General features: G+C 67.4%; 25 protein-coding genes. 11 read left to right on the forward strand and 14 right to left on the reverse strand.

Annotated elements, in window-relative coordinates:
• Positions 1-2: 2 nt before the first annotated feature.
• Genes asd through ACPV3N_RS07810 form a run of 6 tightly spaced genes read right to left on the reverse strand, consistent with a single transcriptional unit; the run spans position 3 to position 3594 of the window.
• Entirely contained in the window at positions 3-842 is an 840-nt protein-coding gene (gene asd / locus ACPV3N_RS07785; RefSeq protein WP_440116343.1) for an archaetidylserine decarboxylase, read from the reverse strand.
• Positions 843-874: 32 nt separating this feature from the next.
• On the reverse strand, positions 875-1138 hold the full coding sequence (locus tag ACPV3N_RS07790; protein WP_440116345.1) for a DksA/TraR family C4-type zinc finger protein: 264 nt from the start codon (positions 1136-1138) through the stop codon (positions 875-877).
• Between the two features lie 49 nt (positions 1139-1187).
• Positions 1188-2171 carry a right-handed parallel beta-helix repeat-containing protein gene (locus tag ACPV3N_RS07795; RefSeq protein ID WP_440116347.1) on the reverse strand — a complete coding sequence of 328 codons (984 nt, stop codon included), beginning with the start codon at positions 2169-2171 and terminating at the stop codon, positions 1188-1190.
• 44 nt (positions 2172-2215) lie between these two features.
• Positions 2216-2464 carry a hypothetical protein gene (locus tag ACPV3N_RS07800; RefSeq protein WP_440116349.1) on the reverse strand — a complete coding sequence of 83 codons (249 nt, stop codon included), beginning with the start codon at positions 2462-2464 and terminating at the stop codon, positions 2216-2218.
• A gap of 4 nt (positions 2465-2468) precedes the next feature.
• Positions 2469-2672 (reverse strand): type II toxin-antitoxin system antitoxin, encoded by a 204-nt coding sequence (locus ACPV3N_RS07805; RefSeq protein WP_440116351.1) that lies wholly within the window; start codon positions 2670-2672, stop codon positions 2469-2471.
• Between the two features lie 7 nt (positions 2673-2679).
• Positions 2680-3594 (reverse strand): SPFH domain-containing protein, encoded by a 915-nt coding sequence (locus tag ACPV3N_RS07810; RefSeq protein ID WP_440116353.1) that lies wholly within the window; start codon positions 3592-3594, stop codon positions 2680-2682.
• A 274-nt stretch (positions 3595-3868) separates the two neighbouring features.
• Between ACPV3N_RS07810 and ACPV3N_RS07815 the strand changes: the two genes are divergently transcribed.
• The 3 genes from ACPV3N_RS07815 (at position 3869) to ACPV3N_RS07825 (ending at position 5748) form a co-directional block, all read left to right on the forward strand.
• On the forward strand, positions 3869-4045 hold the full coding sequence (locus ACPV3N_RS07815; protein WP_440116355.1) for an HP1242/YdcH family protein: 177 nt from the start codon (positions 3869-3871) through the stop codon (positions 4043-4045).
• A gap of 66 nt (positions 4046-4111) precedes the next feature.
• Complete coding sequence (locus ACPV3N_RS07820; protein WP_440116357.1) at positions 4112-5122, forward strand: TerC family protein; 1011 nt, start codon at positions 4112-4114, stop codon at positions 5120-5122.
• A gap of 35 nt (positions 5123-5157) precedes the next feature.
• Positions 5158-5748 (forward strand): metal-independent carbonic anhydrase family protein, encoded by a 591-nt coding sequence (locus tag ACPV3N_RS07825; protein WP_440116359.1) that lies wholly within the window; start codon positions 5158-5160, stop codon positions 5746-5748.
• An 87-nt stretch (positions 5749-5835) separates the two neighbouring features.
• Here the strand turns inward: ACPV3N_RS07825 and recQ are convergent, their stop codons facing one another.
• Positions 5836-7641, reverse strand: a complete 1806-nt coding sequence (gene recQ, locus ACPV3N_RS07830; protein ID WP_440116361.1) for a DNA helicase RecQ — start codon at positions 7639-7641, stop codon at positions 5836-5838.
• A gap of 120 nt (positions 7642-7761) precedes the next feature.
• Here recQ and ACPV3N_RS07835 point away from each other — a divergent pair, with 120 nt between their 5' ends.
• The 6 genes from ACPV3N_RS07835 to phhA all read left to right on the forward strand — a co-directional run bounded on the left by ACPV3N_RS07835 (position 7762) and on the right by phhA (position 13008).
• On the forward strand, positions 7762-8064 hold the full coding sequence (locus tag ACPV3N_RS07835; protein WP_440116363.1) for a hypothetical protein: 303 nt from the start codon (positions 7762-7764) through the stop codon (positions 8062-8064).
• Positions 8065-8147: 83 nt separating this feature from the next.
• Complete coding sequence (locus ACPV3N_RS07840; protein WP_440116365.1) at positions 8148-8381, forward strand: hypothetical protein; 234 nt, start codon at positions 8148-8150, stop codon at positions 8379-8381.
• Between the two features lie 9 nt (positions 8382-8390).
• The gene (locus ACPV3N_RS07845) at positions 8391-9551 is read left to right on the forward strand and encodes an acyl-CoA dehydrogenase family protein (protein WP_440117486.1); all 1161 of its coding nucleotides are present in this window, start codon (positions 8391-8393) and stop codon (positions 9549-9551) included.
• Positions 9552-10796, forward strand: coding sequence for a CoA transferase (locus ACPV3N_RS07850; protein WP_440116367.1), 1245 nt, complete (start codon positions 9552-9554; stop codon positions 10794-10796).
• Positions 10793-12019, forward strand: a complete 1227-nt coding sequence (locus ACPV3N_RS07855; RefSeq protein WP_440116368.1) for an acetyl-CoA C-acetyltransferase — start codon at positions 10793-10795, stop codon at positions 12017-12019. Before ACPV3N_RS07850 ends, ACPV3N_RS07855 begins: the two co-directional genes overlap by 4 nt.
• A 50-nt stretch (positions 12020-12069) precedes the next feature.
• The gene (gene phhA, locus ACPV3N_RS07860) at positions 12070-13008 is read left to right on the forward strand and encodes a phenylalanine 4-monooxygenase (protein WP_440116370.1); all 939 of its coding nucleotides are present in this window, start codon (positions 12070-12072) and stop codon (positions 13006-13008) included.
• 61 nt (positions 13009-13069) lie between these two features.
• Here the strand turns inward: phhA and ACPV3N_RS07865 are convergent, their stop codons facing one another.
• The 5 genes from ACPV3N_RS07865 to ACPV3N_RS07885 all read right to left on the reverse strand — a co-directional run bounded on the left by ACPV3N_RS07865 (position 13070) and on the right by ACPV3N_RS07885 (position 18746).
• Entirely contained in the window at positions 13070-13324 is a 255-nt protein-coding gene (locus tag ACPV3N_RS07865) for a hypothetical protein (protein ID WP_440116372.1), read from the reverse strand.
• Positions 13325-13401: 77 nt separating this feature from the next.
• Positions 13402-13638, reverse strand: coding sequence for a hypothetical protein (locus ACPV3N_RS07870; protein WP_440116374.1), 237 nt, complete (start codon positions 13636-13638; stop codon positions 13402-13404).
• A gap of 108 nt (positions 13639-13746) precedes the next feature.
• Positions 13747-14556, reverse strand: a complete 810-nt coding sequence (locus tag ACPV3N_RS07875) for an undecaprenyl-diphosphate phosphatase (protein WP_440116376.1) — start codon at positions 14554-14556, stop codon at positions 13747-13749.
• A gap of 72 nt (positions 14557-14628) precedes the next feature.
• Positions 14629-16764, reverse strand: coding sequence for a M13 family metallopeptidase (locus ACPV3N_RS07880; RefSeq protein WP_440116378.1), 2136 nt, complete (start codon positions 16762-16764; stop codon positions 14629-14631).
• A 164-nt stretch (positions 16765-16928) separates the two neighbouring features.
• Entirely contained in the window at positions 16929-18746 is a 1818-nt protein-coding gene (locus ACPV3N_RS07885) for an ABC transporter transmembrane domain-containing protein (RefSeq protein ID WP_440116380.1), read from the reverse strand.
• Between the two features lie 159 nt (positions 18747-18905).
• On the opposite strand from ACPV3N_RS07885, the gene ACPV3N_RS07890 reads away from it, so the two are divergent.
• Complete coding sequence (locus ACPV3N_RS07890; protein WP_440116382.1) at positions 18906-20150, forward strand: polyhydroxyalkanoate depolymerase; 1245 nt, start codon at positions 18906-18908, stop codon at positions 20148-20150.
• On the opposite strand, the gene ACPV3N_RS07895 is transcribed toward ACPV3N_RS07890, so the two are convergent.
• A complete protein-coding gene (locus tag ACPV3N_RS07895; protein WP_440116384.1) occupies positions 20147-20749 on the reverse strand; it encodes a DUF4126 domain-containing protein in 603 nt (200 codons plus the stop codon). The two genes, ACPV3N_RS07890 and ACPV3N_RS07895, sit on opposite strands and share 4 nt — an antisense overlap.
• Positions 20750-20775: 26 nt before the next feature.
• On the reverse strand, positions 20776-22062 hold the full coding sequence (locus tag ACPV3N_RS07900) for an acyl-CoA dehydrogenase family protein (RefSeq protein WP_440116386.1): 1287 nt from the start codon (positions 22060-22062) through the stop codon (positions 20776-20778).
• Positions 22063-22142: 80 nt separating this feature from the next.
• On the opposite strand from ACPV3N_RS07900, the gene ACPV3N_RS07905 reads away from it, so the two are divergent.
• Complete coding sequence (locus tag ACPV3N_RS07905; protein ID WP_440116388.1) at positions 22143-23531, forward strand: phosphotransferase; 1389 nt, start codon at positions 22143-22145, stop codon at positions 23529-23531.
• The last annotated feature ends 12 nt before the right edge of the window (positions 23532-23543 follow it).

Raw genomic sequence — 23543 nt, forward strand, 5'->3', positions numbered from 1 at the left:
GCCTAGAGCCGGCGGCCGATCGCCTGCCCCATGCGCACCGCGGTCCCCGCCGCGATCCCGTCGAGCCATTCGACCGTGCCGGGCTCGAACAGCAGCACCACGGTCGACCCCAGGTAAAAGCGGCCCATCTCATCCCCGGCCGCGAATTGCGGCCCGGCGGCGAAATCACGGGCGTCGATCACCTTGCCGTGCGGCTGCACTCGGCCGCTCCAGACAGTCTCCACACCCGCGACGATCATCGCCCCGACCATCACGCTGGCGAACCGCCCGGGGGGCCCGTCGAACAGGCAGGCGAGCCGCTCGTTGCGGGCGAACAGCCGTTCGACCCCTTCCGCAGTAACCCCGTTCACGGAGAACAGGTCGCCCGGCACGTAGCGGGTCTGCCGCAGCGTCCCGGCGGCGGGCATGTGAACGCGGTGATAGTCCCGGGGCGACAGGTAGATGGTGACGAACCGCCCGCCGTCGAACCGGTGCGCATCCGCCGCGTCGCACGCCAGCAATTCCGCGACCGAATAGTCCCGCGCCTTCGCCTGGACGATTCGGCCGTCGGCGACAGGTCCGGCCTGGCTGACCACGCCGTCGGCGGGGCTGAGCACGAACTGCTCAGCGTCGGCGAGAGGACGAGATCCGGGCTTGAGGGCGCGGGTGAAGAAGGCGTTGAAGGTGGGATAGGCATCGGCCGGCTCGGCCGCCTCGCCCATGTCGACGTCGTACGCGGCGATGAAGCGGCGGATCAGCAGGTCGCGTATCCATGGCGTCGTGCTGTCGGCGAACCGGCCGGCGAGTTTCGACAGGGCGTGTTGCGGCGCAAGGTGCTGAAGGCGGATGAAAGCCGAACTCATGCGGCCCGCGTTGGCGGCATGCGGCCGGTTCGTCAACGCAACTGGCTGTCCTTGCTGCCCCGCCGGTTGATCGCCGAATGGCGCACGGCCCCGTCCCTTTCCGCCTGGCAGGCGACGCAGGTGCGCACTCCCGGCAGGGCCTCGCGCCGGCGCCGGGGGATCGGCTCACCGCAATCGTCGCAATGGTCCGCGCCGGCCCCTTTCGGCGTGCGCGCGCGGGCGGCGGCGACCGCGTCGCTCACGGTGTCGTCGATCTGGTCCTGAACAGCGCCGTCGCGCGTCCATCCGCCTGCCATGCCGCTCTCCTTGCCCGCACAACGGGCACTGGCGACCTCGGGTTCCGTCTCAGCGCTTCTCGTAGGGCCTGATGCCGACGCCGAGCGCGTTGGGTCCGACCGCGAGACGATCGCGGGACCAGTCGGCGACAAAGGCGGTCGAACGCCGCACCCCCGGCGCGAGGCGGGCATCGTTGCCCGCGATCGAAAGCCCGTCGGCGGAATGCAAACCATCCTCGGCGCCCACCGCGATGAACGCCGAGTGGTTTTCCTTGTCGGCTCCCTGGACGAACCAGTTGTTCGTGATCTGGCCGGTGGATCCATCCGGCAGGTCGATCATGTAGTTCGTTCCCCGCCCCTGCGAATCGTCGAAGCTGGAACTGGCGATTTCCACCCGCTTCGCCCGCGCCTTGACATAGTGCCCCCCGGTGCCGCGCTCGAAGCGGCTGCGGGTGACCCGCAGATGTCCGTAATCGCCGATGTAGATGGAATGCGCGCAGCCCGCCTCGTTCTCGCACGTGCCGAGGCCGGAAAACGTGCTCTTGTCGATGACGACAGTGCCTGCGGGATCGCTCGCGCTGAGGATGCCTTGCTGGCTGTCGAGGAACCAGCTCTGGGCGACCGTCAGGTCGCCCCGTTCGAGGCGAATGCCCGCCCCGTTGCCGTCCGCGACGCGCATGCCGCGGAAGGTCAGCCCGGCCACGCGCGCGGACCGGCCGCGCAGGACCAGCGCGGCCTTGCCCTCGCAGGTGGCGCGCTCGAACACCGATCTGCCGGGTTCAGAGGCAACGTAAGTCACTTCGCCGGCTTGCTGCACCGCGCACTGGCGATAGGTCCCCGGCGCTACGGCTATCGTCCCCCGGCCGCTGCCGATCGCGTCCACCGCCTGCTGAAGGGTGGGATAGCCGCGCCCCGTCTCGAGCACCGTGAAGGCCGCTGTCCCTCCTTGCGCGACGACCGCGGCGGCCGGGATCGCGGCCACGGCCAGCACTGCGACGAGCAGGACAAACCTGAGCGGAGGCCGGGCGGTCGGAGTGCGGGCAAGACTGTCCATGCCGCCCTCGATAGGCAAGAATGGTTAACCGGGGTCTAAGGCGCTCAGCGCCAGCGGCCCGGCGTCCGCGCGCGCGCGATCAGCATGAATGCGACGGTCGACGACACCAGCCCCGCGACATAGAGCGCATAACCGGTCGGGCTTGGCGGATCGAGCAGCAGCGACAGCCCCGCGACGATACCGACATAGGCCGCGACGACGGCCCAGCCCTGCCAGGCGACGGGAAATCCCGATCCCCGGCCGTGTTTCTTGGCCGCGAACCAGTCGCCCGGCCCGAAGATGCGGTGCAGCATAAGTCTAGTCCTTCGTGGGCGGGCGGCCGCGACGCGGCGCCCGCGTGGTACCGATCTCGATTCCGCGGGCCCTGAGCGCCTCGCGCACGAGCACTTCGATTTCGGCGTTTACGCTGCGAAGATCGGCCGCCGCCAGCCGCTCGACCGCGGCGTGGACCGCCGGATCGAGTCGGAGCGCGAAGGCCTTCCTTGGCGGCGGATCGGCCATGTACGCCCTACTGGTAGAGCGTGCCGGCGTTGACCACCGGCTGCGCTTCGCGCTCGCCGCAGAGCACCACCATCAGGTTCGACACCATCGTCGCCTTGCGCTCGTCATCGAGTTCGACGATCTCGTCGGCGCTAAGCTTCTCGAGCGCCATCTGGACCATCGTCACGGCGCCCATGACCAGCTTGGCCCGCGCCGCGATCACCGCCTCCGCCTGTTGGCGGCGGAGCATGGCGCCGGCGATCTCGGGCGCATAGGCAAGGTGAGTCAGGCCCGCCTCGTCGACCACGATGCCGGCCACGTGGAGCCGTTCGTTGAGCTCTGCCTGGAGCTCGGAATTGACGACGTCGGGGCTGCCCCGCAGAGTCGTCTCCTCCTCCTCGAGATCGTCGTAGGGATGGCGAGCTCCGACAGTACGCAGGCCCGCCTCGATCTGGATATTCACGAACTCCTTGAAGTCGTCGACGTCGAAGCTGGCCTGGGCGGTATCGGCGACCCGCCAGACGACGTTGCAGGCGATGTCGATCGGGTTGCCCTTCAGGTCGTTGATCTTGACCCGGTCCGAGTGGACGTTGTGCGCGCGGGCGGAGATCTTCTTCTTGGCGATCCACGGCCACACCCAGCGCAGTCCCTCGGTCCGGTCGGTCCCCTTGTACGCCCCGAACAGCGTCAGCACCGCCGCCTGGTTGGGCTGGATCATGTAGAAGCCGATACTGACGAAAAGAGCGGCGATGATCGCGCCCACGATCCGCCCGGCGAACGCCAGCTTGGCGGCCTTGTCCGCGCCCGCCGGCGGCGCGCCGCCCACGACCAGCCAGGTGCCCACCGCGATTACCGCCAGCAGCACCAACAGCATGACGTATCCGTTGAATGCCGATGCCGGCACCTCGCGGCTCTTCGTCATTCCCCTGAGTTCGACCGACATGCGAATCACTCCCTCGATACTAATTTGATATCACTTTTATATCGACCATGATTTTTTGCAAGCTGCACTTGAACCCGGATCGAGGCGCCCCATCTCGATGACGCGGAACCGGGCCCCTCTGGCGCGGCGCAGGGGCCACCAGGCCCGGGCGTCGCGTGATGTCGGACCGCATCGGATGTTGCCGATGCCGGGCCTGGGCTCACCCCCTTCCCCAACGCCCGCCGGTGTCGGCAACTCCGATCGAACTGCAACTCGTTCGACAGGGAGACGACACATGTCCGACCGGCTCTACCGCCTTATGGAACGTCATCAGAAACTCGACCGGATGATCGCGGCAGCGCAAATGCGCAGGCTGCCCGATCCATTCGAAATCCTCCGCCTCAGGAAGCTCAAGCTCGCGGTCAGGGACCGCCTAGCGCGCGCGATGCGGCGACCGGCACCCGCCCGCTAGGCTCTTTGCCGGGCGTGCCATGTCGGCGCGCCCGGCATTTCAAGGTTTCTCGCGGAGCGCATCCCGATGGATTTCCTCGTCTACGACTGGCTCGGAACGCCGGTCTGGTTCTGGCTGGCCTTTCTGGGCATCGTCATCACGCTCACCGCCTTCGATCTCGGTGTCCTTCACAAGGAGGACCGCGAGATGGGGATCGCGGAAAGCCTGCGGCTGAGTGCGTTCTATATCGGAATCGCGCTCGCGTTCGGTGCGTGGATCTGGCTGGAACGCGGGGCCGATCTCGGCATGAAGTACTATACCGGCTTCTTCATCGAGAAGGCGCTGTCGATCGACAACGTGTTCGTCATCAGCCTGATCTTCACCTATTTCGCAATACCGCCCAGGTACCAGTACCGCGCGCTACTGTGGGGCATCGTCGCCGTCATAGTGCTGCGCGGGCTGATGATCGCCGGCGGTGCAGCGCTCGTCGCCGAAGCGTACTGGGTGCTCTACATCTTCGCCGCGTTCCTCGTCTTCACGGGCGTGAAGATGTTTTTCGCCGGCGATCAAGAGCCCGACATCGCGCGCAATCCCGTGATCCGCTGGATTTCGGCCCGCATGCGGGTGACGCGCGAGCTGCACGGTCAGCATTTCTTCGTGAAGATCGCCGACGATAAGACCGGACGGACGGTCACCGCAGCGACCCCGCTGTTCCTTGCCCTGGTGGTCATCAACCTCGCCGACCTCGTGTTCGCGGTCGACAGCGTCCCGGCGATTTTCGCGATCACGACCGACACCTTCGTGGTCTACACCAGCAACATCATGGCGATCCTCGGCCTGCGCGCGCTCTACTTCGCGCTCGCAGCGATGGTGCACCGTTTCTATTACCTGAAGTACGCGCTCGCCGCCGTGCTGGTGTTCATCGGGTCTAAAATCTTCGTCGCCGACTTCGTGCTGGGTGGGGACAAGTTTCCTCCGGTGCTCAGCCTTGGCGTCACCGCCGCGCTGATCGCGGGCGGCGTGCTCTTTTCGCTGTGGAAGACCCGCCACGGAGAGGACGCCGCCCCGCAGCTGCCGCACAACCCGAGCCAGCCATAATCCACCCCAGCAACCGCACGAAAAGGAGAATGCCGATGAAGACCACCTATCTGCTGGCCCCGCTGGCCACGGGCCTCGCCCTTGTCGCAGCGCCGGTCCAGGCCAAACACCACGAAGGCGGCGCCCCGGCCGCACAGGTCGCCACCTACGCGCCGATCACGGTTGGCGAGGTCGAAGATGCGCAAAAGGCCTGGTGCAACGCGCTCGTCGCGATCGCGACCGAGGCCGATACCAACGGTCTTTCTGCCGCCAAGACACTGGCGGGGCAGGTGATCGATAGCGCGTATGCTTATCAAAAGGGTCCGGTGTTGTTCAAACCGACCCTGACGGTGGCCCCCCGGACCTTCCGCACGACCCGTGACGGAGCGCTCTCCTATTTCGTGGGCGACAACACCGCCTATCCTGACGATGGCGGCTTCGCGCTGAAGCACTGGCGCAGCTGCAAGAGTGAGAACGCCGGCATCCTGATCGCCGGCAGCAGCGCGATGTCGATGGGCAACGTGTCGATGTGGGACGACAAGGGCAACATGACGCGGGTCGACAAGACCTGGGGGTACGTGCGCGACGGCGAGGGCAAGCTGCGCATAGTCCTTCACCACTCTTCGCTGCCCTACTCGGCCAAGTAGCCTCCCTGCGGCGATCGCCGGGTGCTGTCCGGCGGTCGCCGCCACTCTTGCTCCCCGGGGGCAACCGGATGTGGCTGGCGGTGCCGGTCAGTGTTGGCGCAGGACCGCCAGAAACGCCTCGCCATAGGCTTCGAGCTTCTTGGTCCCGACCCCGGCGATTTGCGCTAGTTGTGCCAGCGTGCGCGGCCTTGCGGCAGCCATTTCGCGCAAGGTGGCGTCGTGGAACACCACGTAGGGCGGCACTCCCGCCTCGCGCGCGATCGAGCGGCGTTCCTCGCGCAGCGCATCGAACAGCGGGTCGCCCACCGGGTTGGCTGCGCCGTCCGCGCCCCGCCGCCGTGAGCGACCCCGCACCGGAGGGCTTGCGATCGACACTGCGCGTTCGCCCTTGAGGATCGCCTTGGCATCGCCGCCGAGCCGAAGACCGCCGTGCTCGGTCGCAACGAGGCTGCCGCGTGCCTGCAGTGCCCGGGCGAGCGGCGGAAGCAGCCGTGCTTCGTCGCTGCTGACGATGCCGAAAACGCTCAGCCCGTCGTGACCACGCTGGACGACCCTTTCGTCCTCGATCCCCGTGAGGACCTTTTGCAGGTAGCCGAAACCGAAGCTCTGCCCGGTTCGGTAGGCCGCGCTGAGCAGCTTCTGCGCAAGCTGGGTGGCGTCGATCACGCCGGGCGCCTCGATGCAGTTGTCGCAGTTGCCGCAGCGATCGGGCGGTTCCTCGCCGAAATGGCGCAGGAGGACCGCGCGTCGGCACCCGGCGGTTTCTACCAGACCCCCCAGCGCATCCAGTCGGGTGCGTTCGGACGCGCGCCGGTCCTCGGCCACCTCCGCGATGCGCTGGCGCGCGGTGGCGAAATCGCCTGCGCCCCACAGCATGATCGCGCGGGCAGGGTCGCCGTCGCGACCGGCGCGGCCCGTTTCCTGATAATAGGCCTCGATCGACTTGGGGATTCCGGCATGTGCGACGAAACGCACGTCGGGCTTGTCGATGCCCATTCCGAACGCGATCGTTGCGACGATTACCATGTCCTCGCTCTCGACGAACGCGGCCTGGTTGGCGGCGCGCACGCCCGGTTCCAGGCCCGCGTGATAAGGCAGGACCGGGCGCTCGCTCGCAGCCGCCAGTTTGCCGGCGATCTGTTCGACCTTCGCCCGGGTCGGCGCATAGACGATCCCGGGCCCCGGTTCGTTCAGCAGCAGGTCGGCGAGCTGGCGAACAGGATTGTCGCGGTGGCGGATCGCGTAGTGGATGTTCGGGCGGTCGAACCCGGCGATGATCGCGCCGTCCTCCGGGATGCCGAGCTGCGCCAGGATGTCGGTTCGCGTGTGCGCGTCGGCGGTCGCGGTCAGCGCCAGCCGGGGGACCGTCGGGAAGGCATCCATCAACGGTCGCAACTGGCGGTAGTCGGGCCGGAAATCGTGGCCCCACTCGCTGACGCAATGCGCCTCGTCGATCGCAAACAGCGCCAGCTCGGCGCTTGCCAGCAGCTCGCGGAAGGCGGGTTGCGACGCGCGCTCGGGCGCGACGTACAGCAGGTCGAGCTCGCCGGCTCGGAACGCGCCGACCGTCTCGCGCCAGTCGGAATCGGCGCTCGTCAGGGTGGCGGCGGCGATGCCGTTCGCGCGGGCGGCGCGCAGCTGGTCGTGCATCAGCGCGATCAGCGGGCTGACGACGACACAGGTTCCCGGCAGCATCGTCGCGGGCAGCTGGTAAGTGAGCGACTTGCCCGCGCCGGTCGGCATGACAGCCAGCGTCGATCGCCGGGCCAGCACGCGCTCGACGACCTGTGGCTGGACTCCGCGGAAATCGTCGAACCCGAAGATCGTGCGCAGCTTCGCGCGCGCTTCAGACAGCGCAGGTCCGGCAGGGGGAGCAGATGCGACCGTCGCCATTGCGCGCCGCCTTGGCACAGGCTGCCGTACGATGGAAATGCACCGCTTGTGGACAGAGGCGATTGCGGCGCGAATGTGGCGCGAGTAGGAGCAGTGCGAACCCGATCAAGGAGACCACCCATGAAGAAGTTTGCCCTCGTCGCCCTGCCGCTGACCCTTGTCCTTGGCGCGTGCGGCAGCACCGACGACGCCTCGACCGCGGCCGAGGCCGATACCGTCGAGATGCCCGCCGACGAGGCGATGGCCGGCGTGACCGAGGAACCGGTAGCCGATCCGAAGGCCAATGCTGCCGCGGATACCGCCGCCGAGGCGACGGATGCCGCGCAGGCCACCGCCGAGGAGGCCGGAGCAAACGCCGCCGAGGTGGCCGCGCGCGCGCAGGCTGCAGCCGCTGCCGCCGAGACGGCAACCGACGCCCAGTAAGGGCACTCGCCATTGTGCCGCCAGGGGGCGGGCGGATCGCGGCTGGCGCGATTCGCCCGCTTTTTCTTTTTCGATATGCGAGTATGGCATCCGTGATGCGCATCCGGATCGCCGTTCCGCTGGCTCTCGCCCCCGTCGTCCTGTCCGCCTGCACGCCTGCCGACACCGATCCCGGCCCCGGCGGCGTCACCGTGGACGAGGCGAAGGCGCTCGACGAGGCGGCCGCGATGCTGGACGAACGCCGCCCTCCCCCAGAGGCCTTGCCGAGCGCGGCGCCATCGGCGACACAGACACCGGAGTTTGCGGGAGAGGATTAAATGAGCGGTATGGATCCGGACCTGTTCGAGCAGTTCATCGACCAGCTCGAGCGCTATGTCCGCGAGCGCCTGATCCCCGCCGAGCGGGAGGTGATCGAGGCAGACCGCATTCCCGACGCGATCGTGAACGAGATGCGCGAGATGGGCCTGTTCGGCCTGACCGTGCCCGAGGAATATGGGGGCGCCGGCCTCAGCACGTCGCAATATGCGCGCGTCGTGAAGACGATGGCCTACGCCGCGCCGGCGTTCCGCTCGATCTTCTCGATCAACGTTGGGATGTTCAACTCCGCGATCAAGAACGGCGGCACCGAGGCGCAGAAGGCCGAGTGGTGGCCGCGCATCGCCGCGGGCGAGATCGCCTGCTTCGGCCTCACCGAACCCGGCAGCGGGTCCGACAGCGCGGCGATGGCGACCACCGCGAAACCCGACCCGGCTGGCAACGGCTGGATACTGAACGGCACCAAGCGTTACATTACCAACGCGCCGCATGCGTCGGTCGGCCTGATCATGGCGCGCACCGAGAAGGACAATCTGCCCAAGAACGCGCACGTATCCGCCTTCATCGTGCCGATGGACACCCCCGGGGTGTCGGTCGGCAGTCCCGATCACAAGATGGGCCAGGCCGGCAGCCACATCGCCGACGTTATCCTGGACGACGTGCACGTCCCTGGCGATGCGCTGCTGGGCGGAGAGACGGGCAAGGGCTTCGTCTTCGCGATGAAGAGTCTCGACAACGGGCGGATATCGGTCGGCGCGGCCTCGACCGGCTATGCCCGCCGCGCGCTTGACAGCGCGCTGCGCTACGCCACGGAGCGCAAGGCGTTCGGCGAGCCGATCGCCAATTTCCAGCTGATCCAGCAGATGCTCGCCGAGAGCGAAACCGAGATCTACGCCGCCGAATGCATGATGGCCGACGTGACCGCGCGGGCCGACGCGGGCGAGAACATCCTGCGCAAGGCGGCCGCGTTCAAGGTCTTCGCTTCCGAGATGTGCGGCCGCGTGGTCGACCGGGTGGTCCAGATCTACGGCGGAGCGGGCTACCTCGCCGAATACGACGCCGAGCGGTTCTTCCGCGATGCGCGCATCTACCGCATCTACGAGGGCACCACGCAGATCCTCCAGCTGCAGATCGCCAAGCACATGCTGCGCGATTTCGCCGCGCACGCCTAGATGTACCGTCTTCTTTCCGACCTATCGATCATCGAGGTATCGAGCTTCGTCGCCTCGCCGACGATCGGGCTTTACTGTGCGCAGATGGGGGCCGAGGTCATCCGGGTCGACCAGATCGGCGGCGGGCTCGACTACGATCGCTACATGCAGACGCACGAGGGCCGCAGTCTTGCGTGGGAAAACCTCAACCGCGCGAAGAAGTCGGTCGCGCTCGATCTGCGTTCGCCAGAGGGGCGCGAGTTGTGCGTCGAGCTGGCGCGAAGGACCGGCCAGCTCGTCACCAACCTGCCCGAGCAGAGCTTCCTGAACCACGCGGCGGTAAGCGAGGGGCGATCCGACCTGATCTCGGTCCGCGTGATGGGCTGGCACGACGGTCGGCAGGCGATGGACTTCACCGTCAATGCCGCGAGCGGCTATCCCCTGATGACAGGGCCGGAGGACTGGGACGCGGCCACGGCTCCGCCGGTCAACCAGGTCCTGCCAGCGTGGGATTTCATCACCGGCGCGTACGGCGCATTCGCGCTACTGGCGGCGCTGCACCACCGGACCCTTACGGGCGCTGGAAGCGAGGTACGCCTGCCGCTGGGCGACGTGATGATCGGCACCGTCGCCAATTCGGGCGCGCTCGCGGAAATGCTCTATCGTGGTGCCGACCGACCGCGCCTCGGCAACGCGATCTGGGGGGCGCTGGGCCGCGACTTCACCAGCCGCGACGGCAAGCGGTTCATGGTGGCAGTGCTGACCGCCAAACAGTGGCGGGCGATGGTCGAGGCGCTCGACATCGCCGCCCCGGTCGCCGCGCTCGAGGGCGAGACCGGGGTGGAGTTCGCGCATTCCGACCACAATCGCTTTGTCCACCGCGATGCGCTGTTCGCCATCGTCCAGGACGCGGCGGGGCGCCGCAATTACGCCGACCTTGCCGAAGCGCTGGCGGCGGCAGGCGCGACGTTCGAACGCTATCGCACGATGCACGAGGCGGTGACCGACCGCGAACTGGTGACGGACAATCCGCTTTTCGGCCCTTCGCCCGCCAACCCGAGCGGGTTCGAATACCCCGCCCCGCGGTCGCTCGCCCATATTGGCGGCGAGCACGCCGGCAACCCGCGACCCGCCGCCTATCTCGGCCAGCACAGCGAGGAAGTCCTGGCCGAGCGGCTGGGGCTGTCATCCGGCGTGATCGGGGATCTGATCGACCGCGGCGTGGTCGACACCAGTGACAGGACAGGATTGAGGAAGCGCGCATGAGCATCGGAAGGACCGGGCGCAGGGCCGCGATCGTCAGCCCGCTGCGTACGCCGGTGGGCAGGTTTCTCGGCACGCTCGCCCCGCTCGAGGCGGGCCAGCTTGGTGCCGTCATCCTCAAGGCACTCGTCGAGCGCAGCGGGATCGATCCGGCCCGCGTCGACGACGTCGTGTTCAGCCAGGGCTACGGCAACGCCGAGGCGCCGGCGATCGGTCACTGGGCGTGGCTCGCCGCGGGCCTTCCGATCGAGGTGCCGGGCTACCAGCTCGACCGCCGCTGCGGATCGGGCCTGCAGGCAGTCGTCAACGCAGCGATGATGATCGAAAGCGGCCATGCCGACGTCGTCGTTGCCGGCGGCTGCGAGAGCATGTCGAACGTCGAGCACTACACCACTGCCCTGCGCGGGGGCGTGAAGGCGGGCAACGTAGAGCTGTGGGACCGGCTTACCCGCGGACGCCTTATGAGCCAGCCGGTCGAGCGATTCGGGGTAATCTCCGGCATGATCGAGACCGCCGAAAACCTTGCCAGGGACTACGGCATATCGCGCGAAGAGGCGGATGCCTTCGCGGTCCGCAGCCACCGCAACGCAGCCGCCGCATGGGATGCCGGCCGGTTCGAAGCGCAGCTGGTGCCCGTCGAGGTGCCGCAGCGGAAGGGCGACCCGGTCCTGTTCGCGAGGGACGAGGGCTTCCGCGCCGATGCCAGCATGGAATCCCTGGGCAGGCTCCGCGCGCTGGAGGGCGGCGTGGTGACGGCCGGGAACGCCAGCCAGCAGAACGACGCGGCCGCCGCGTGTCTTGTCGTCGCCGAGGACATGCTCGGGGAACTGGGGCTCGAACCGATGCTGTGGTTCACCGGCTACGCCGCGGCGGGCTGCGACCCCAGCCGGATGGGCATCGGCCCGGTCCCGGCGGTAGAGCGGCTGTTCGCACGCACCGGGATGGGGTGGGACGATATCGACCTCGTCGAGCTCAACGAGGCCTTCGCCCCGCAAGTCCTCGCCGTCCTGAAGGGCTGGGGCTGGTCGGCTGACGACGGCAGGATGGAGATCCTGAACGTCAACGGTTCGGGGATCAGCCTCGGCCACCCGATCGGCGCGACGGGGGGTCGCATCCTTGCGGACATGGCCCATGAAATGGTCCGCCGCGAGGCCCGGTTCGGGCTTGAGACAATGTGCATCGGGGGCGGCCAGGGGATCGCGGCCATATTCGAACGCGCCGCCTGACACCCGTTTGCGGGCACCGGCAAGCGGTGCTAGTAGTTACGGTTGCAACCATGGCAACGCTCGCAAAACCCGAAGAGGACTTCGCCTCGCTGCCGGATCTTCCGGCGGACGTCTTCACCGCCCCGCTCAAGCGCCCGGCGCACGTGGGCGAGGATTGGCTCGAGCCGGCGCAGGCGCAGTATTCGACCGAAGACGACGCGATCTGGAACGACCTGTTTGCGCGCCAGATGGACGTATTGCCCGGGCGCGCCGCGAGCGCATTCATGGCCGGCCTGCAGAAACTGAACCTCAACCGCGGGGGCGTGCCTGAATTCGGCAAGCTGAGCGAGGACCTGTCGGCCTTGACCGGATGGTCCGTCGTCCCGGTGCCGATGCTGATCCCGGATCACGTCTTCTTCTGGCACCTTGCCAACCGGCGCTTCCCGGCGGGCAACTTCATCCGCACGCGCGAGACCTTCGACTACATCCAGGAACCCGACGTGTTCCACGACGTCTTCGGTCACGTGCCGATGCTGACCGACCCGGTCTATGCCGACTACATGCAGGAGTATGGCCGAGCGGGGTGGAAGGCCATGCGCTACAACAGGCTGAAGGCGCTGGGCGCGCTCTACTGGTACACGGTCGAATTCGGGCTGATCGAGGAGGCCGGCGGCATCAAGGCGTACGGGGCGGGCATCCTCTCGGGCCCGACCGAAGTGGTCTATGCGACCGAGGCGAAAAGCCCCAACCGTATCATGCTCAACGTCGACCGGGTCATGCGCACCGACTATGTCATCAGCGATCTGCAGCCGACCTATTTCGTGATCGAGAGCTTCGAGGACCTGTACCGGCAGACCGTCGAGCGTGACTTCGACCGGCTGTACCGTTCGCTGCCCCCGGGCTTCACCTATGCCAACAGCGCGGTGATCGATCTCGACAATGTCGTCCACGAAGGAACGCAGGAATATCTTCTGCGCGGGGGTCGCGGCAGCGGGGCAAAACCCGTCTGAACCCAAACGAAAAACGGCCCCGGATCGCTCCGGGGCCGTCTTGTATTCGATAGTTGTCGGCTTACTGCGCAGCGGTCTCGTCAGCAGCTTCGCCGGCCTCTTCCATCGCATCGGCCTTGTCTTCGGCCGCGTCGGTAACGGCATCGGCCTGTTCGTCGGTCATCGTGCCGGCGTCTTCCATGGCCTCGGCCTGCTCGTTTACGGCTTCGGCGTTCTGTTCGCCGGCGTCTTCCATGGCGTTTTCCTTCGGGCCGTCGCAAGCCGCGACGGTGAGGCCGAGGGCGAGCGCCGACGAAATGGCAATGAGCTTCTTCATTACAGTCTTCCCCTTTTTGGATGGGCCCCCTGCATATCAAGGGTGGCCCCGGTAAAAAAGTCGAAATTGTGGCAGGATCAGCGAGCCATTCGCGTGCGGGTAACCGCGAGAACAGCCAGCAAGGCGGCCGCGCCTGCAATACCCGCGAACAGCGCGGTGGCCGACACGCCCAAGACAAGCGATTCGCCACTTACCAGCGCGCCGAACACGATCGCCCCGGCGATCCCCGCGATGAGATTGAACGCGATCGAGCGCATGTCGTCGCCCCGCGTGAGTATCGAGGCCAGCCACGCAAAAACGCCGCCGACGGCCATTAATACAATGTAACCCACCACTTAGCTCGCTTGAAAACTTCCGTATCGAGCGAACAAGCTCCGAAACTGCGGAAGGTTCCTTCAATTGCGACGAAACGACGACTGCCGCTAGCGCAGCAAGAGCCATGCCAGCGCCGCGCCGCCGACGACTATCCGGTACCAGGCGAACGGCGCGAACCCGTGACGTGATACGTAGGCGACGAATAGGCGGATCACGATCAGCGCGACAATGAAGGCCGACACGAATCCCGCCGCGATGTCAGTCCAGCCGATCGCCGCCTCGCCCGCGATAAGTGCCGGGTCGTCGAACACCTTGACGGTGGCGGCGCCAAGCATCGTGGGCACCGCGAGAAAGAAGGAAAACTCGGCCGCGGTCTTGCGTCCGACGCCGAGTGCCAGCGCGCCGAGGATCGTCGCTCCCGACCGGCTGGTGCCCGGAATCATCGCGAGGCACTGGGCCAGACCGATGGCCATAGCGGTGCGGGCCGACAGCTCTGCCACCCCGGTATCGGCGCGTGGCTTGATCGTTCGCTCGAGCACGAGCATGGCGACGCCGCCGACGAGGAGCGCGGTCGCCACCACCAGCGGACTGCCCAGCATGACGTCGATCGCGTCCTTTGCGAACAGGCCGATGACCGCGGCGGGCAGGAAACCCAGCAGGATGTTGCGCACGAAGCGGATGGCGACCGGTTCGCGCCGCAGGACGCCGGTGCCCATGTCCCAGAAAAGCTGGCGATAATTGACCAGTACGGCGCAGATGGCGCCGAGCTGGATGACGATGTTGAATTGCGACCATTGCGCCGGGTCGTACCCGAACAGCGCCTGGGCAAGGATGAGATGTCCGGTGGAGGAGACCGGCAGGAACTCGGTCAGCCCTTCGAGCATGCCGAGCAGGATCGCGGTGAGTATCAGTCCCATGCGGCGCGCCTCATGAAGCAAGGGCGGGGCAAGTCAAGCGACTGCCCCGCCCTCACCGCATTCGTGCCCGCCTTACCAGATGCTCACACGCTGTTCGGGCGGCAGGTACAGCGCATCGTCGGGGGTGACGTCGAACGCCTTGTACCAGGCATCCATCTGGCGGACGACGCCGTTGGTCCGGTACTGCTCGGGGCTGTGGGGTCCGGTCACCAGCCGCTGGCGCATCGCAGCATCCCGGGTCTGGGCGCGCCACACCTGCGCCCAGGCGAGGAAGAACCGCTGGTCGCCGGTCAGGCCGTCGATCACTGGCGCCTCCTTCCCGTTAAGCGACAGGCGGTAGGCGCGATAGGCGAGGCTAAGGCCGCCGACATCACCGATGTTCTCGCCGAGGCTCAGCCTGCCGTTCACGCAGGTCTTGCCATCGTCGAACGGGCAGAATTTGCCGTACTGCTCGACCAGCATGTCGCCACGCTTGTCGAACGCGGCGCGGTCCTTGTCGGTCCACCAGTTGCGCAGCATCCCGGTGCCGTCGCTCTTTGAACCCTGGTCGTCGAAGCCGTGACCCATTTCGTGGCCGATCACCGCACCGATCCCGCCGTAATTGACCGCAGGGTCGGCAGTGAGCCCGAAGAACGGCTGCTGCAGGATGCCGGCCGGAAAGACGATCTCGTTCTTGGTCGAGTTGTAGTAGGCATTCACCGTCTGGGGCAGCATGCCCCACTCGGTGCGGTCGATCGGTCCGCCCAGCTTCGAGACCATGTCGGCGTGCTCCCAGCGCGCGGCGGCCATGCGGTTGGCCAGCGGCTGGCCCGGCATGATCTCGAGGCCTTCGTAGGTCTCGAGGTTGTCGCGGTAGCCGATCTTGGGATCGAACGCGGCTAGCTTTGCCAAGGCCTCCTTCTTCGTCTCCGGGCTCATCCACGTGTTCTCGCGGATGCTGATCCCCATGGCCTTGCGCAGGTTTTCGACCAGCTCGACCATCGCCTTCTTGTTTTCCGGCGGGAAGTAGCGCTGCGCATAGGCCGCGCCGACGAGTTCGCCGAGCAGGCTCTCGCTCTCGCCGATGGCACGCTTCCAGCGCGGCCGCTGCTGCGGCGTGCCGTTGAGCGTGCGCCCGTAGAAGTCGAACTGCGCCTCGTCGATCGCGCTCGGCAGCGCGGCTGCGTTGGCGCCGAGAAAGCCCTTGACCGTCCAGGCCTGCAGGACTTCGACCGGGGTGGCCTGGAGCAGCGCCATCATCGCCGGGGTCCCGCCGCCGATCTTCGCAAGGGTGCCAGCATCGAGGCCGAGCTGGGCCGCCCGTGCGGCGGTGGGCGGAAGATCACCGATGATGTAGCGGTCGGTGTCGGCCAGTTTCGCCGAAGCGAGCAGCGCCGCCATCGGGAACGCCGGATCGATCTTTCCGAGTTCGGCGGGGCTCAATGCGTTGTAGGTCAGGTCGCGATTGCGGCGCGTCGCGCGGTCCCAGGATACCTTGCGCGCGATCTGGTCCTCGAAGTCGTAGACCTTCTGAGCCATGCCCGCGGCATCGTCGTATCCGGCCTGGCCGAGCATGAAAGCGAGGTATTCGCGATACTTGCCCTGGATCGCCTTCCCCTTGTCGCCTTCGTCGAGGTAATAATCGCGATCTGGAAGGCCGAGGCCGCCCGAGCCGATGTACACCGAGTAACGGGTGGGTTCCTTGGCATCGACCGAGACGTATCCCCCGACCGGCGAGGGATAGCCGACCGCTCCCCACAGCGTGGCGAGGTCGGCGAGAGTCTCCGCACCGCGGATCTTCTCAAGGTAGGGTTTTGCCGGGTCGAGGCCAGCCGCATCGATCGCGGCGGTGTCGAGGAATCCCTCGTACGCATCGACGATCCGCTTCTCATCGGCGGTCAGCGCGGCGCGATCCTTCGCCGTCAGCTCATCGACGAGCGCCTTGACGTCGGCGGTCGATTTCTCGGCCAGCAGGGTGAACGCGCCATAACGGCTGAACTCGGGCGGAAGCGGGTTCGCCTTCAGCCACTTGCTGTTGGCGTAGGCGAAGAAATCGTCGCCCGGGTCGATCGAGTGGTCGATGCCGGACGGATCGAAGCCCCACTCACCGAAGCTCATGGTGGGAGTTGCGGTCTCGGCAGCCGGTGCAGAAGCGTCCTGCGCAACCGCGGGGGCAGCGAATGCAAGCGCGAGCGCGCTGGCCCCAACGGCGAAAATTCTGTCGATCATTATGGTCCCTCGGCTTTATCTGGCTGACGCGAACGCGCGCGCGCCGCGCAACTGCCAAGCGTATCGCGGCCGCCTCGTCCATGTCGTTGGTCGAAACTGGTATCGCGTTGATGGATTACAGCAGCTTAGGCCGCGATGAACGGCCCAAGGCCGGCTGCTCGCCTTCACGCAGCCTCGTGCGCGCCGAACTGGAGTTCTGCGAGCCGGGCATAGAGACCCCCGCCCGCGGCAAGCATGCCGTGACTGCCCTGTTCCACGATCCGGCCTTCGTCCATGACCACGATGCGATCGGCGGCGCGCACCGTGGCAAGGCGATGGGCGATCACCAGGGTGGTGCGATCCTTCATCAGCCGGTCGAGCGCGTCCTGGACGAGCCGTTCGCTTTCCGCGTCGAGCGCGCTCGTCGCCTCGTCGAGGAGAAGGATCGGCGCATCGCGAAGAAGCGCGCGGGCGATCGCGACACGTTGCCGCTGGCCGCCCGAAAGCTGCGTGCCGTTTTCGCCGAGAAAGGTGTCCAGGCCGTCGGGAAGCTCGCGGAGGAAGCGATCGGCGTTCGCAGCGCGCGCCGCCTCCCAGATCTGCTCGTCGGTCGCGCTCCAGTTGCCGTAGCGCAGGTTGTCGCGCGCATCCGCGCTGAACAGGATCCCTTCCTGGGGGACGAAGGCGATACGCCTGCGGATCTCGGCCGGATCGGCGCTGGTCAGCGGCACCCCGTCGAGCCGGATGGTGCCCGCCTGGGGATCGTAGAACCGCTCGGCCAGCTGGAAGATGGTGGACTTGCCGGCCCCCGACGGCCCGACGATCGCGACTGTCTCGCCCGGCTGGACCTCCAGCGTGAAGTCCCGCAGTGCAGGGCTTTCGAGCCGCGTGGGATAACGGAAAGACACGTTGCGGAAGCTGAGACTCCCGCGCGGGGGCACGGGCAACGCCTCGGGCCGAGCCGGGGGCGCGATCGCCGGTTCCTCGTGCAGCAGCTCTGCCAGACGGCTCGCCGCGCCCGCTCCCCGCAGGAGGTCGCCGTAGACCTCGGTCAGCGCGCCGAACGCACCGGCCACGAGGCCCGCCGTCAGGACCACGGCGGCGATCGTGCCGCCCGAGATCTCGCCGCTCGCAACGCCCACCGCGCCGCGCCACAGCAAGAGGACGATCGCCCCGAACACGATCATGATGACGAGCGCCGTCATCGCCGCGCGGATCAGGATGCGCCTTCTCGCGGTGGCGAAGGTCGCCTCGACCGCGGCGTCGAACCGCGCGCGCTCGCGGTTTTCCTGGTTGAACGCCTGCACGATCTTCATCGCGCCGAGGACCTCGGTCACCATTGCACCGATGTCCGCCACGCGGTCCTGGCTCGTACGCGACACCTTGCGAAGGCGGCGGCCGAAGACGGTGATCGGGATCACGACCGCGGGAATGATCAGCACCATCCACATCGTCAGCGTCGGCACCAGCGTGAACAGGTAGATCGTCCCGCCCACGGCCATCAGCACGTTGCGCAGTGCCACCGACACCGTCGTGCCGACGACCTGTTCGATCAGCGTCGTGTCGCTGGTCATCCGGCTGGAGATTTCCTTGGGGCTGTTCTCTTCGTAGAAGCCGGGCGCGAGGCGCAGGAGGTTGGCCTGCACCCGCTCGCGGATATCGGCGACCACCCGTTCGCCCAGCCAGCTGACGAAGTAGAACCGCATCGCCGTGCCGAGCCCGAGGACCACGACGACGCCGAACAGCAGGCGCACCGCGTGCTCGATACCCTCGACGTCGCCGCCTTGCGAGAACCCGCGGTCGATCAGCACCTTGAAATAGGCCGGAATGGCCAGGGTGGCCGCCGCGGTGACTGCCAGCGCGACAAGCGCGAACGCGACCTGCGCGGGATAGTGCAGCGCCTGACGCCAGATCATCAACAGCGGCCGGATGCTGCGCGCCTTCGGCGCGCGCTCGCCCGGTTCGTCGGTGACCGCGGTATCGGCGGAAGGGCTCGCGTCCATGCGGCGGACATAGGCAAGCGCGGAGGGGAAATCCACAGAGCTCGACAGCCGGACGGACCGAAACCGCGGGTTGTGCGTTGCACAACGAAACGAACACGGGCAGGTTGCTCACCGCAAACGCCCGGCAGAGGCGATTATCCAGCAGGGGACGAACGGGTTTTGCTTTATCACGCATACGAATTGCAGCGCGCCTGGCTCAGCGGTGTCAGCGCATGGGCTTCAATCGGCGCCGAACTGATGTCCAACCCGCGCATGCCGATGGGTTACATGGGCCTTGGCCCCTATGCCGCGAGCGCGCTGGAAGTGTTTGCGCATGCGACCCAGCCGCGGGGAAAGCCGGCTTTCGGAATCGAGACGGTCACGGTCGATGGCAAGCCGCACGCGGTGACCGAGGCGATCGTGCGTGCGCGTCCGTTCGGCGACCTGCGCCGGTTCGGGCATGACGGTCTTCCCGGCGATGCGCCGCGGGTGCTGATCGTCGCCCCGATGAGCGGGCATTACGCGACTTTGTTGCGCGGCACGGTCGAACGCATGGTGGAACGCTGCGAGGTGTTCATCACCGACTGGGCCGACGCCAAGACGGTTCCCGCAGCCGCGGGGCGCTTCGATCTCGACGACTACATCGACTATCTGGTCGATTTTCTCGAGTTCATCGGAGAGGATGCGCACGTCGTCGCGGTGTGCCAGCCGTCGGTGCCCGCTCTTGCCGCCACTGCGGTGATGAATGCCGCCAGGCACCCGTCGCGCCCCGCCACGCTGACGATGATGGGCGGCCCGATCGATACCCGTCGTTCGCCCACGACAGTCAACGACATGGCGATGCAGCGGCCGATCGAGTGGTTCCGCCACAACGTCATTGCCACGGTGCCGCTGCAATACGCCGGCGCGGGCCGGCGGGTCTATCCCGGTTTCCTCCAGCTTGCCGGGTTCATGAGCATGAACCTCGGCAACCACATGATGAGCCACTACGAGATGTTCAAACACCTGACGGTGGGCGACGAGGCGAGTGCCGATGCGACCAAGGCGTTCTACGACGAATACCGCTCGGTCTGCGACATGACCGCCGAGTTCTACCTCCAGACCGTCGAGGAGGTGTTCCAGAAACACTCGCTGCCAGGTGGCACGTTCGTCCACCGCGGCCGGCCGGTCGATCTCGGCGCGATCCGCGACACCGCGATCCTGGCAGTCGAGGGCGAGCGCGACGACATCTCGGGCATCGGCCAGACGAAGGCCGCGCTCGACCTCGCGACCGGGCTGGCCGCGAGCCGGAAGCAATATCTCCTCGCGGAAGGCGCCGGGCACTACGGGATCTTCAACGGCAGCCGCTGGCGCGAACTCATAGCTCCCGCAGTCGAGGCGTTCATCGGCCGCCACGGCAAGGGGCGGCTCAAGGCGGCCGCCTAGCCGGGCGGCGCGGGGCGGGCCGACGCGAACAGCCTGCGCAGCATTCGCCGGGCGACCACCAGCAACCACGCGGTAAGCGCGAACAGCACGGCCGCAATCCCGACTGCAATGTAGGGATATTCGTACGCCGCCCACAGCAGGCCCGCGGCGGCGACGTCCTCGACCGACGAGACGGCAATGTTGCTGAACGGTTCGGGACTCGCATTGACGACCGCGCGCGAGCCGGCCTTGCCGGCGTGCGCTGCAAACGCCGCTCCCCCGCCGAGCAGGAAGGCCATCGCCTGGAACGCAGGGTCGCCCGGGTCCACGATCGCCAGCGCGAGCAAAGCACCGCCGACGGGTCGCACAACGGTGTGGACCGTGTCCCACGCGCTGTCGAGCCAAGCGATCTTGTCGGCAAGGAATTCGGCCAGCGCGGCGATCGCCGCCGCGCCCATGACCCAGGGGTTCGCCAACACGTCGAGCGCGGCAAGATGCTCGGGCACCGGCAGCGCGCCGAGCCGCATCGCCAATCCCGTGGCGAAGATCGCAAGGTAGAGCCGCCACCCCGCCAGAAGGCTGACGCTGCCCGCGACGCCGAGAATTTCAACGATCCCCATCACCCCTCTCCTGCGTGTTCAGGTCCTCAGCCGTACTTGCCCTTCCGGGGTCCGAGATAGCCGAACAGATATGCCGCCACCTTGCGCATCTGGATCTCCTCGGCCCCTTCGGTGATGCGGTACCGGCGATGGTGGCGATAGATGTGCTCGAACGGCTTGTGCCGGGAATAGCCGATCCCGCCGTGGACCTGCATCGCGCGGTCGGCCGCCTCGCACACCAGCCGGTTCGCCCAGTAATTGCACATGCTGATCCTGTCCGAGATCGTCCGCTCGATCTCCTCGTGGGGCATGTTGTCCATCTCCCACGCGGTCTTGTAGATCAGCAGGCGCAGCATCTCGCACTGGGTGGCGAGTTCGACGAGCGGGAACTGGATCGCCTGATTCCTCGCGAGTTCCTCGCCGAACGGCTTGCGCTCGCGGGCGTACTTCACGCTTTCCTCGATGCAGAACTGCGCCGCGCCGAGGCTCGATGCCGCCTGGCGGATGCGGTTTTGGTGGACAAAGCTCTGCGCCAGCGCGAGGCCGCGGCCTTCCTCTCCAAGGATCGTATCTTCAGGCACCCACACGCCGTTCAGGCTCAGGCGCGGGTGATCGGTAGGCATGTTGAACGTCCACATCCACTCCTCGATCTTCAGGCCGGCGGAAGGATTGGGCACGAGGAAACAGGTAATCCCGCGCGCATCGCCATCTTTACCGCCGGTGCGCGCGAACGTGGCGCAGTGGGTGGCGACGTGCATCCCGGTGATCCACATCTTCTCCCCGTCGATCCGCCAGCCGGGAACGCCGTCGCGCTCCTCGCGCACCGCGCGGGTTTCCATCCAGGTCGCATCGGAGCCGTGATGCGGCTCGGTCAAACCGAAGGCGACGCGGCGCGTGCCTTCGAAGCCGCCGAGGATGAACTCCTCCTTTTGCGCCTCGGTGCCGAAGGTGTCGAACATCGCCACGAAGGGGAAATTGCCGACGATCGAGTGTTCGTTCTGAAGGTCGTTGTGGAGTCCCAGACCGCGCTGCGCGAAGCGGTCGCGGATGACCGCCATCCACAGGTTCGACCCGTCCTTGCCGCCGTATTCCTTCGGTGCGGAGAAGCGCCAGTGCCCGGCTTCGTCGGCCGCCTTGCGCGCGTGTCGCAGCAGGTCCTCCCACTCGCGCCGGGGCAGGCCGCCCGCGTCCCAGTCGGTCCGCGCGTTCTCGCGACGGTGGTCGAAGAAGCGGACGTTGTCGTCCTTCGCGACGAGCGGCTCGATCTCCGCCTCGATGAATGCCTCGAGCTCGGCGTAGTAGGCCTCCAGGTCGGCGGGTATCGTGAAATCCATGCGCTGGTCCCTCCCGGTGGGCGTGGTGCCGCGCGCGTGCCGATTGCGCAACCGGAAGTCGTCGGGCAGTCTTCCGCCGGATGGCGGCAGGCGCGGACACATCGAGGACTTCGCTCGGCGGCGCCGGCTCGATGGAGGTCGACGTCGAGGCACTCCGCTACGGACTCGAGCAGGCAGCGCGCGACGCCGGACTTGCGGGAGCGTGCGTCGCCAAGCTGGCGAGACTCGGCGGGGGCGCCAGCAAGCAGCTGTGGGGCTTCGACCTGGCGATACCCGGCGAAGCGCCCCGCCCGCTCGTCCTGCGGCGCAATCCGCCCGGCGCGGCCCGATCGTCGCAGGCGCTGGGCAGTGTAGCGGCCGAAGCAAGACTGATCCGGCTCGCGGGCGAAGCGGGGGTTCCGGTGCCCGCTATCGCGTTCGTCGTGCCCGACGGTTCGCCGGTCGGCGATGCCTACGGGATGGCGCGCCTCGAGGGCGAGACGCTGGGCCCGCGCGTTGTCCGGTCGCCCGCCCTTGCCGGGGCGCGTGCGACCATGGCACGCCAGTGCGGAGACATCCTCGCCCGCCTGCATGCGGTGGCGGTCCCGGCCATGGCCGAACTTGAGGTTCGCAGCGCGGATCGCGCTCTTGCCGGGCTCGAACAGCGCTACCGGGACACCAGCCAGCCGCGACCGGCCTTCGAATTCGCGCTCCGCTGGCTCAAGGAAAACCTGCCCCGGCACGGCGAGCTGCGGCTGCTGCACGGCGACTTTCGCACCGGCAACCTCGTCGTCGGACCCGACGGCATCCGCGCCGTACTCGACTGGGAGCTGGCGCACGTCGGCGTCCCGGCGAGCGACCTCGCCTGGCTTTGCGTGCCGAGCTGGCGGTTCCAGCGGCCCGACCTCCCGGTGGGCGGGTTCGGCACGCGCGAGGACCTGATCGCGGGGTACGAACGCGCGGGCGGCGCGGCCGTCGACCGGGGCGAACTCCATGCCTGGGAAGTGTATCAGACGATGAACTGGGGCACGATGTGCGCGGGTGCGGCGCGCGCGTTCATGGATGGCGCGCGGTCGGTCGAAGGCGCGGTCATCGCACGGCGCGCTTCCGAAACCGAATTCGATCTCATGCGCATGCTCGCGCCCGGTCACCCGGCGTGGCGCACCGGGATCGGGGCGACCCGCACCATGGCCGCCGATCCGCCCGCCCCGTTGATCCTCGCGGAGGTTCGCGCCGCGCTCGAGCGCGGCGTCGCCCCCGGCTTCGCGCAGAGGGTCGCCGCCAACGCGCTGGGGATCGCCGAACGGGAGATCGCGCGCGGCCCGCTCGCCCCTCACGATGAAATGCGCGCACTCGCCGACCATGTCCGCGAGGGGCCTGCCGACGACGCGCCGATCGAACGGCTGATCGAACTCGCGATCGCGCGGATCGAGATCGACCAGCCGGGCTATCCCCCCTACCGCGCCTGGAAGGACGCGATAGGCGGATAGTCCGCGAGCCGG

Source organism: Tsuneonella sediminis (genome assembly GCF_051912845.1).
Lineage (GTDB): Bacteria > Pseudomonadota > Alphaproteobacteria > Sphingomonadales > Sphingomonadaceae > Tsuneonella > Tsuneonella sediminis.

Coding starts and splice junctions, on each gene's coding strand:
- asd (WP_440116343.1), bottom strand. CDS start 842: ATGAGTTCGGCTTTCATCCGCCTTCAGCACCTTGCGCCGCAACACGCC.
- ACPV3N_RS07790 (WP_440116345.1), bottom strand. CDS start 1,138: ATGGCAGGCGGATGGACGCGCGACGGCGCTGTTCAGGACCAGATCGAC.
- ACPV3N_RS07795 (WP_440116347.1), bottom strand. CDS start 2,171: ATGGACAGTCTTGCCCGCACTCCGACCGCCCGGCCTCCGCTCAGGTTT.
- ACPV3N_RS07800 (WP_440116349.1), bottom strand. CDS start 2,464: ATGCTGCACCGCATCTTCGGGCCGGGCGACTGGTTCGCGGCCAAGAAA.
- ACPV3N_RS07805 (WP_440116351.1), bottom strand. CDS start 2,672: ATGGCCGATCCGCCGCCAAGGAAGGCCTTCGCGCTCCGACTCGATCCG.
- ACPV3N_RS07810 (WP_440116353.1), bottom strand. CDS start 3,594: ATGTCGGTCGAACTCAGGGGAATGACGAAGAGCCGCGAGGTGCCGGCA.
- ACPV3N_RS07815 (WP_440116355.1), top strand. CDS start 3,869: ATGTCCGACCGGCTCTACCGCCTTATGGAACGTCATCAGAAACTCGAC.
- ACPV3N_RS07820 (WP_440116357.1), top strand. CDS start 4,112: ATGGATTTCCTCGTCTACGACTGGCTCGGAACGCCGGTCTGGTTCTGG.
- ACPV3N_RS07825 (WP_440116359.1), top strand. CDS start 5,158: ATGAAGACCACCTATCTGCTGGCCCCGCTGGCCACGGGCCTCGCCCTT.
- recQ (WP_440116361.1), bottom strand. CDS start 7,641: ATGGCGACGGTCGCATCTGCTCCCCCTGCCGGACCTGCGCTGTCTGAA.
- ACPV3N_RS07835 (WP_440116363.1), top strand. CDS start 7,762: ATGAAGAAGTTTGCCCTCGTCGCCCTGCCGCTGACCCTTGTCCTTGGC.
- ACPV3N_RS07840 (WP_440116365.1), top strand. CDS start 8,148: ATGGCATCCGTGATGCGCATCCGGATCGCCGTTCCGCTGGCTCTCGCC.
- ACPV3N_RS07845 (WP_440117486.1), top strand. CDS start 8,391: ATGGATCCGGACCTGTTCGAGCAGTTCATCGACCAGCTCGAGCGCTAT.
- ACPV3N_RS07850 (WP_440116367.1), top strand. CDS start 9,552: ATGTACCGTCTTCTTTCCGACCTATCGATCATCGAGGTATCGAGCTTC.
- ACPV3N_RS07855 (WP_440116368.1), top strand. CDS start 10,793: ATGAGCATCGGAAGGACCGGGCGCAGGGCCGCGATCGTCAGCCCGCTG.
- phhA (WP_440116370.1), top strand. CDS start 12,070: ATGGCAACGCTCGCAAAACCCGAAGAGGACTTCGCCTCGCTGCCGGAT.
- ACPV3N_RS07865 (WP_440116372.1), bottom strand. CDS start 13,324: ATGAAGAAGCTCATTGCCATTTCGTCGGCGCTCGCCCTCGGCCTCACC.
- ACPV3N_RS07870 (WP_440116374.1), bottom strand. CDS start 13,638: ATGGCCGTCGGCGGCGTTTTTGCGTGGCTGGCCTCGATACTCACGCGG.
- ACPV3N_RS07875 (WP_440116376.1), bottom strand. CDS start 14,556: ATGGGACTGATACTCACCGCGATCCTGCTCGGCATGCTCGAAGGGCTG.
- ACPV3N_RS07880 (WP_440116378.1), bottom strand. CDS start 16,764: ATGATCGACAGAATTTTCGCCGTTGGGGCCAGCGCGCTCGCGCTTGCA.
- ACPV3N_RS07885 (WP_440116380.1), bottom strand. CDS start 18,746: ATGGACGCGAGCCCTTCCGCCGATACCGCGGTCACCGACGAACCGGGC.
- ACPV3N_RS07895 (WP_440116384.1), bottom strand. CDS start 20,749: ATGGGGATCGTTGAAATTCTCGGCGTCGCGGGCAGCGTCAGCCTTCTG.
- ACPV3N_RS07900 (WP_440116386.1), bottom strand. CDS start 22,062: ATGGATTTCACGATACCCGCCGACCTGGAGGCCTACTACGCCGAGCTC.
- ACPV3N_RS07905 (WP_440116388.1), top strand. CDS start 22,143: ATGGCGGCAGGCGCGGACACATCGAGGACTTCGCTCGGCGGCGCCGGC.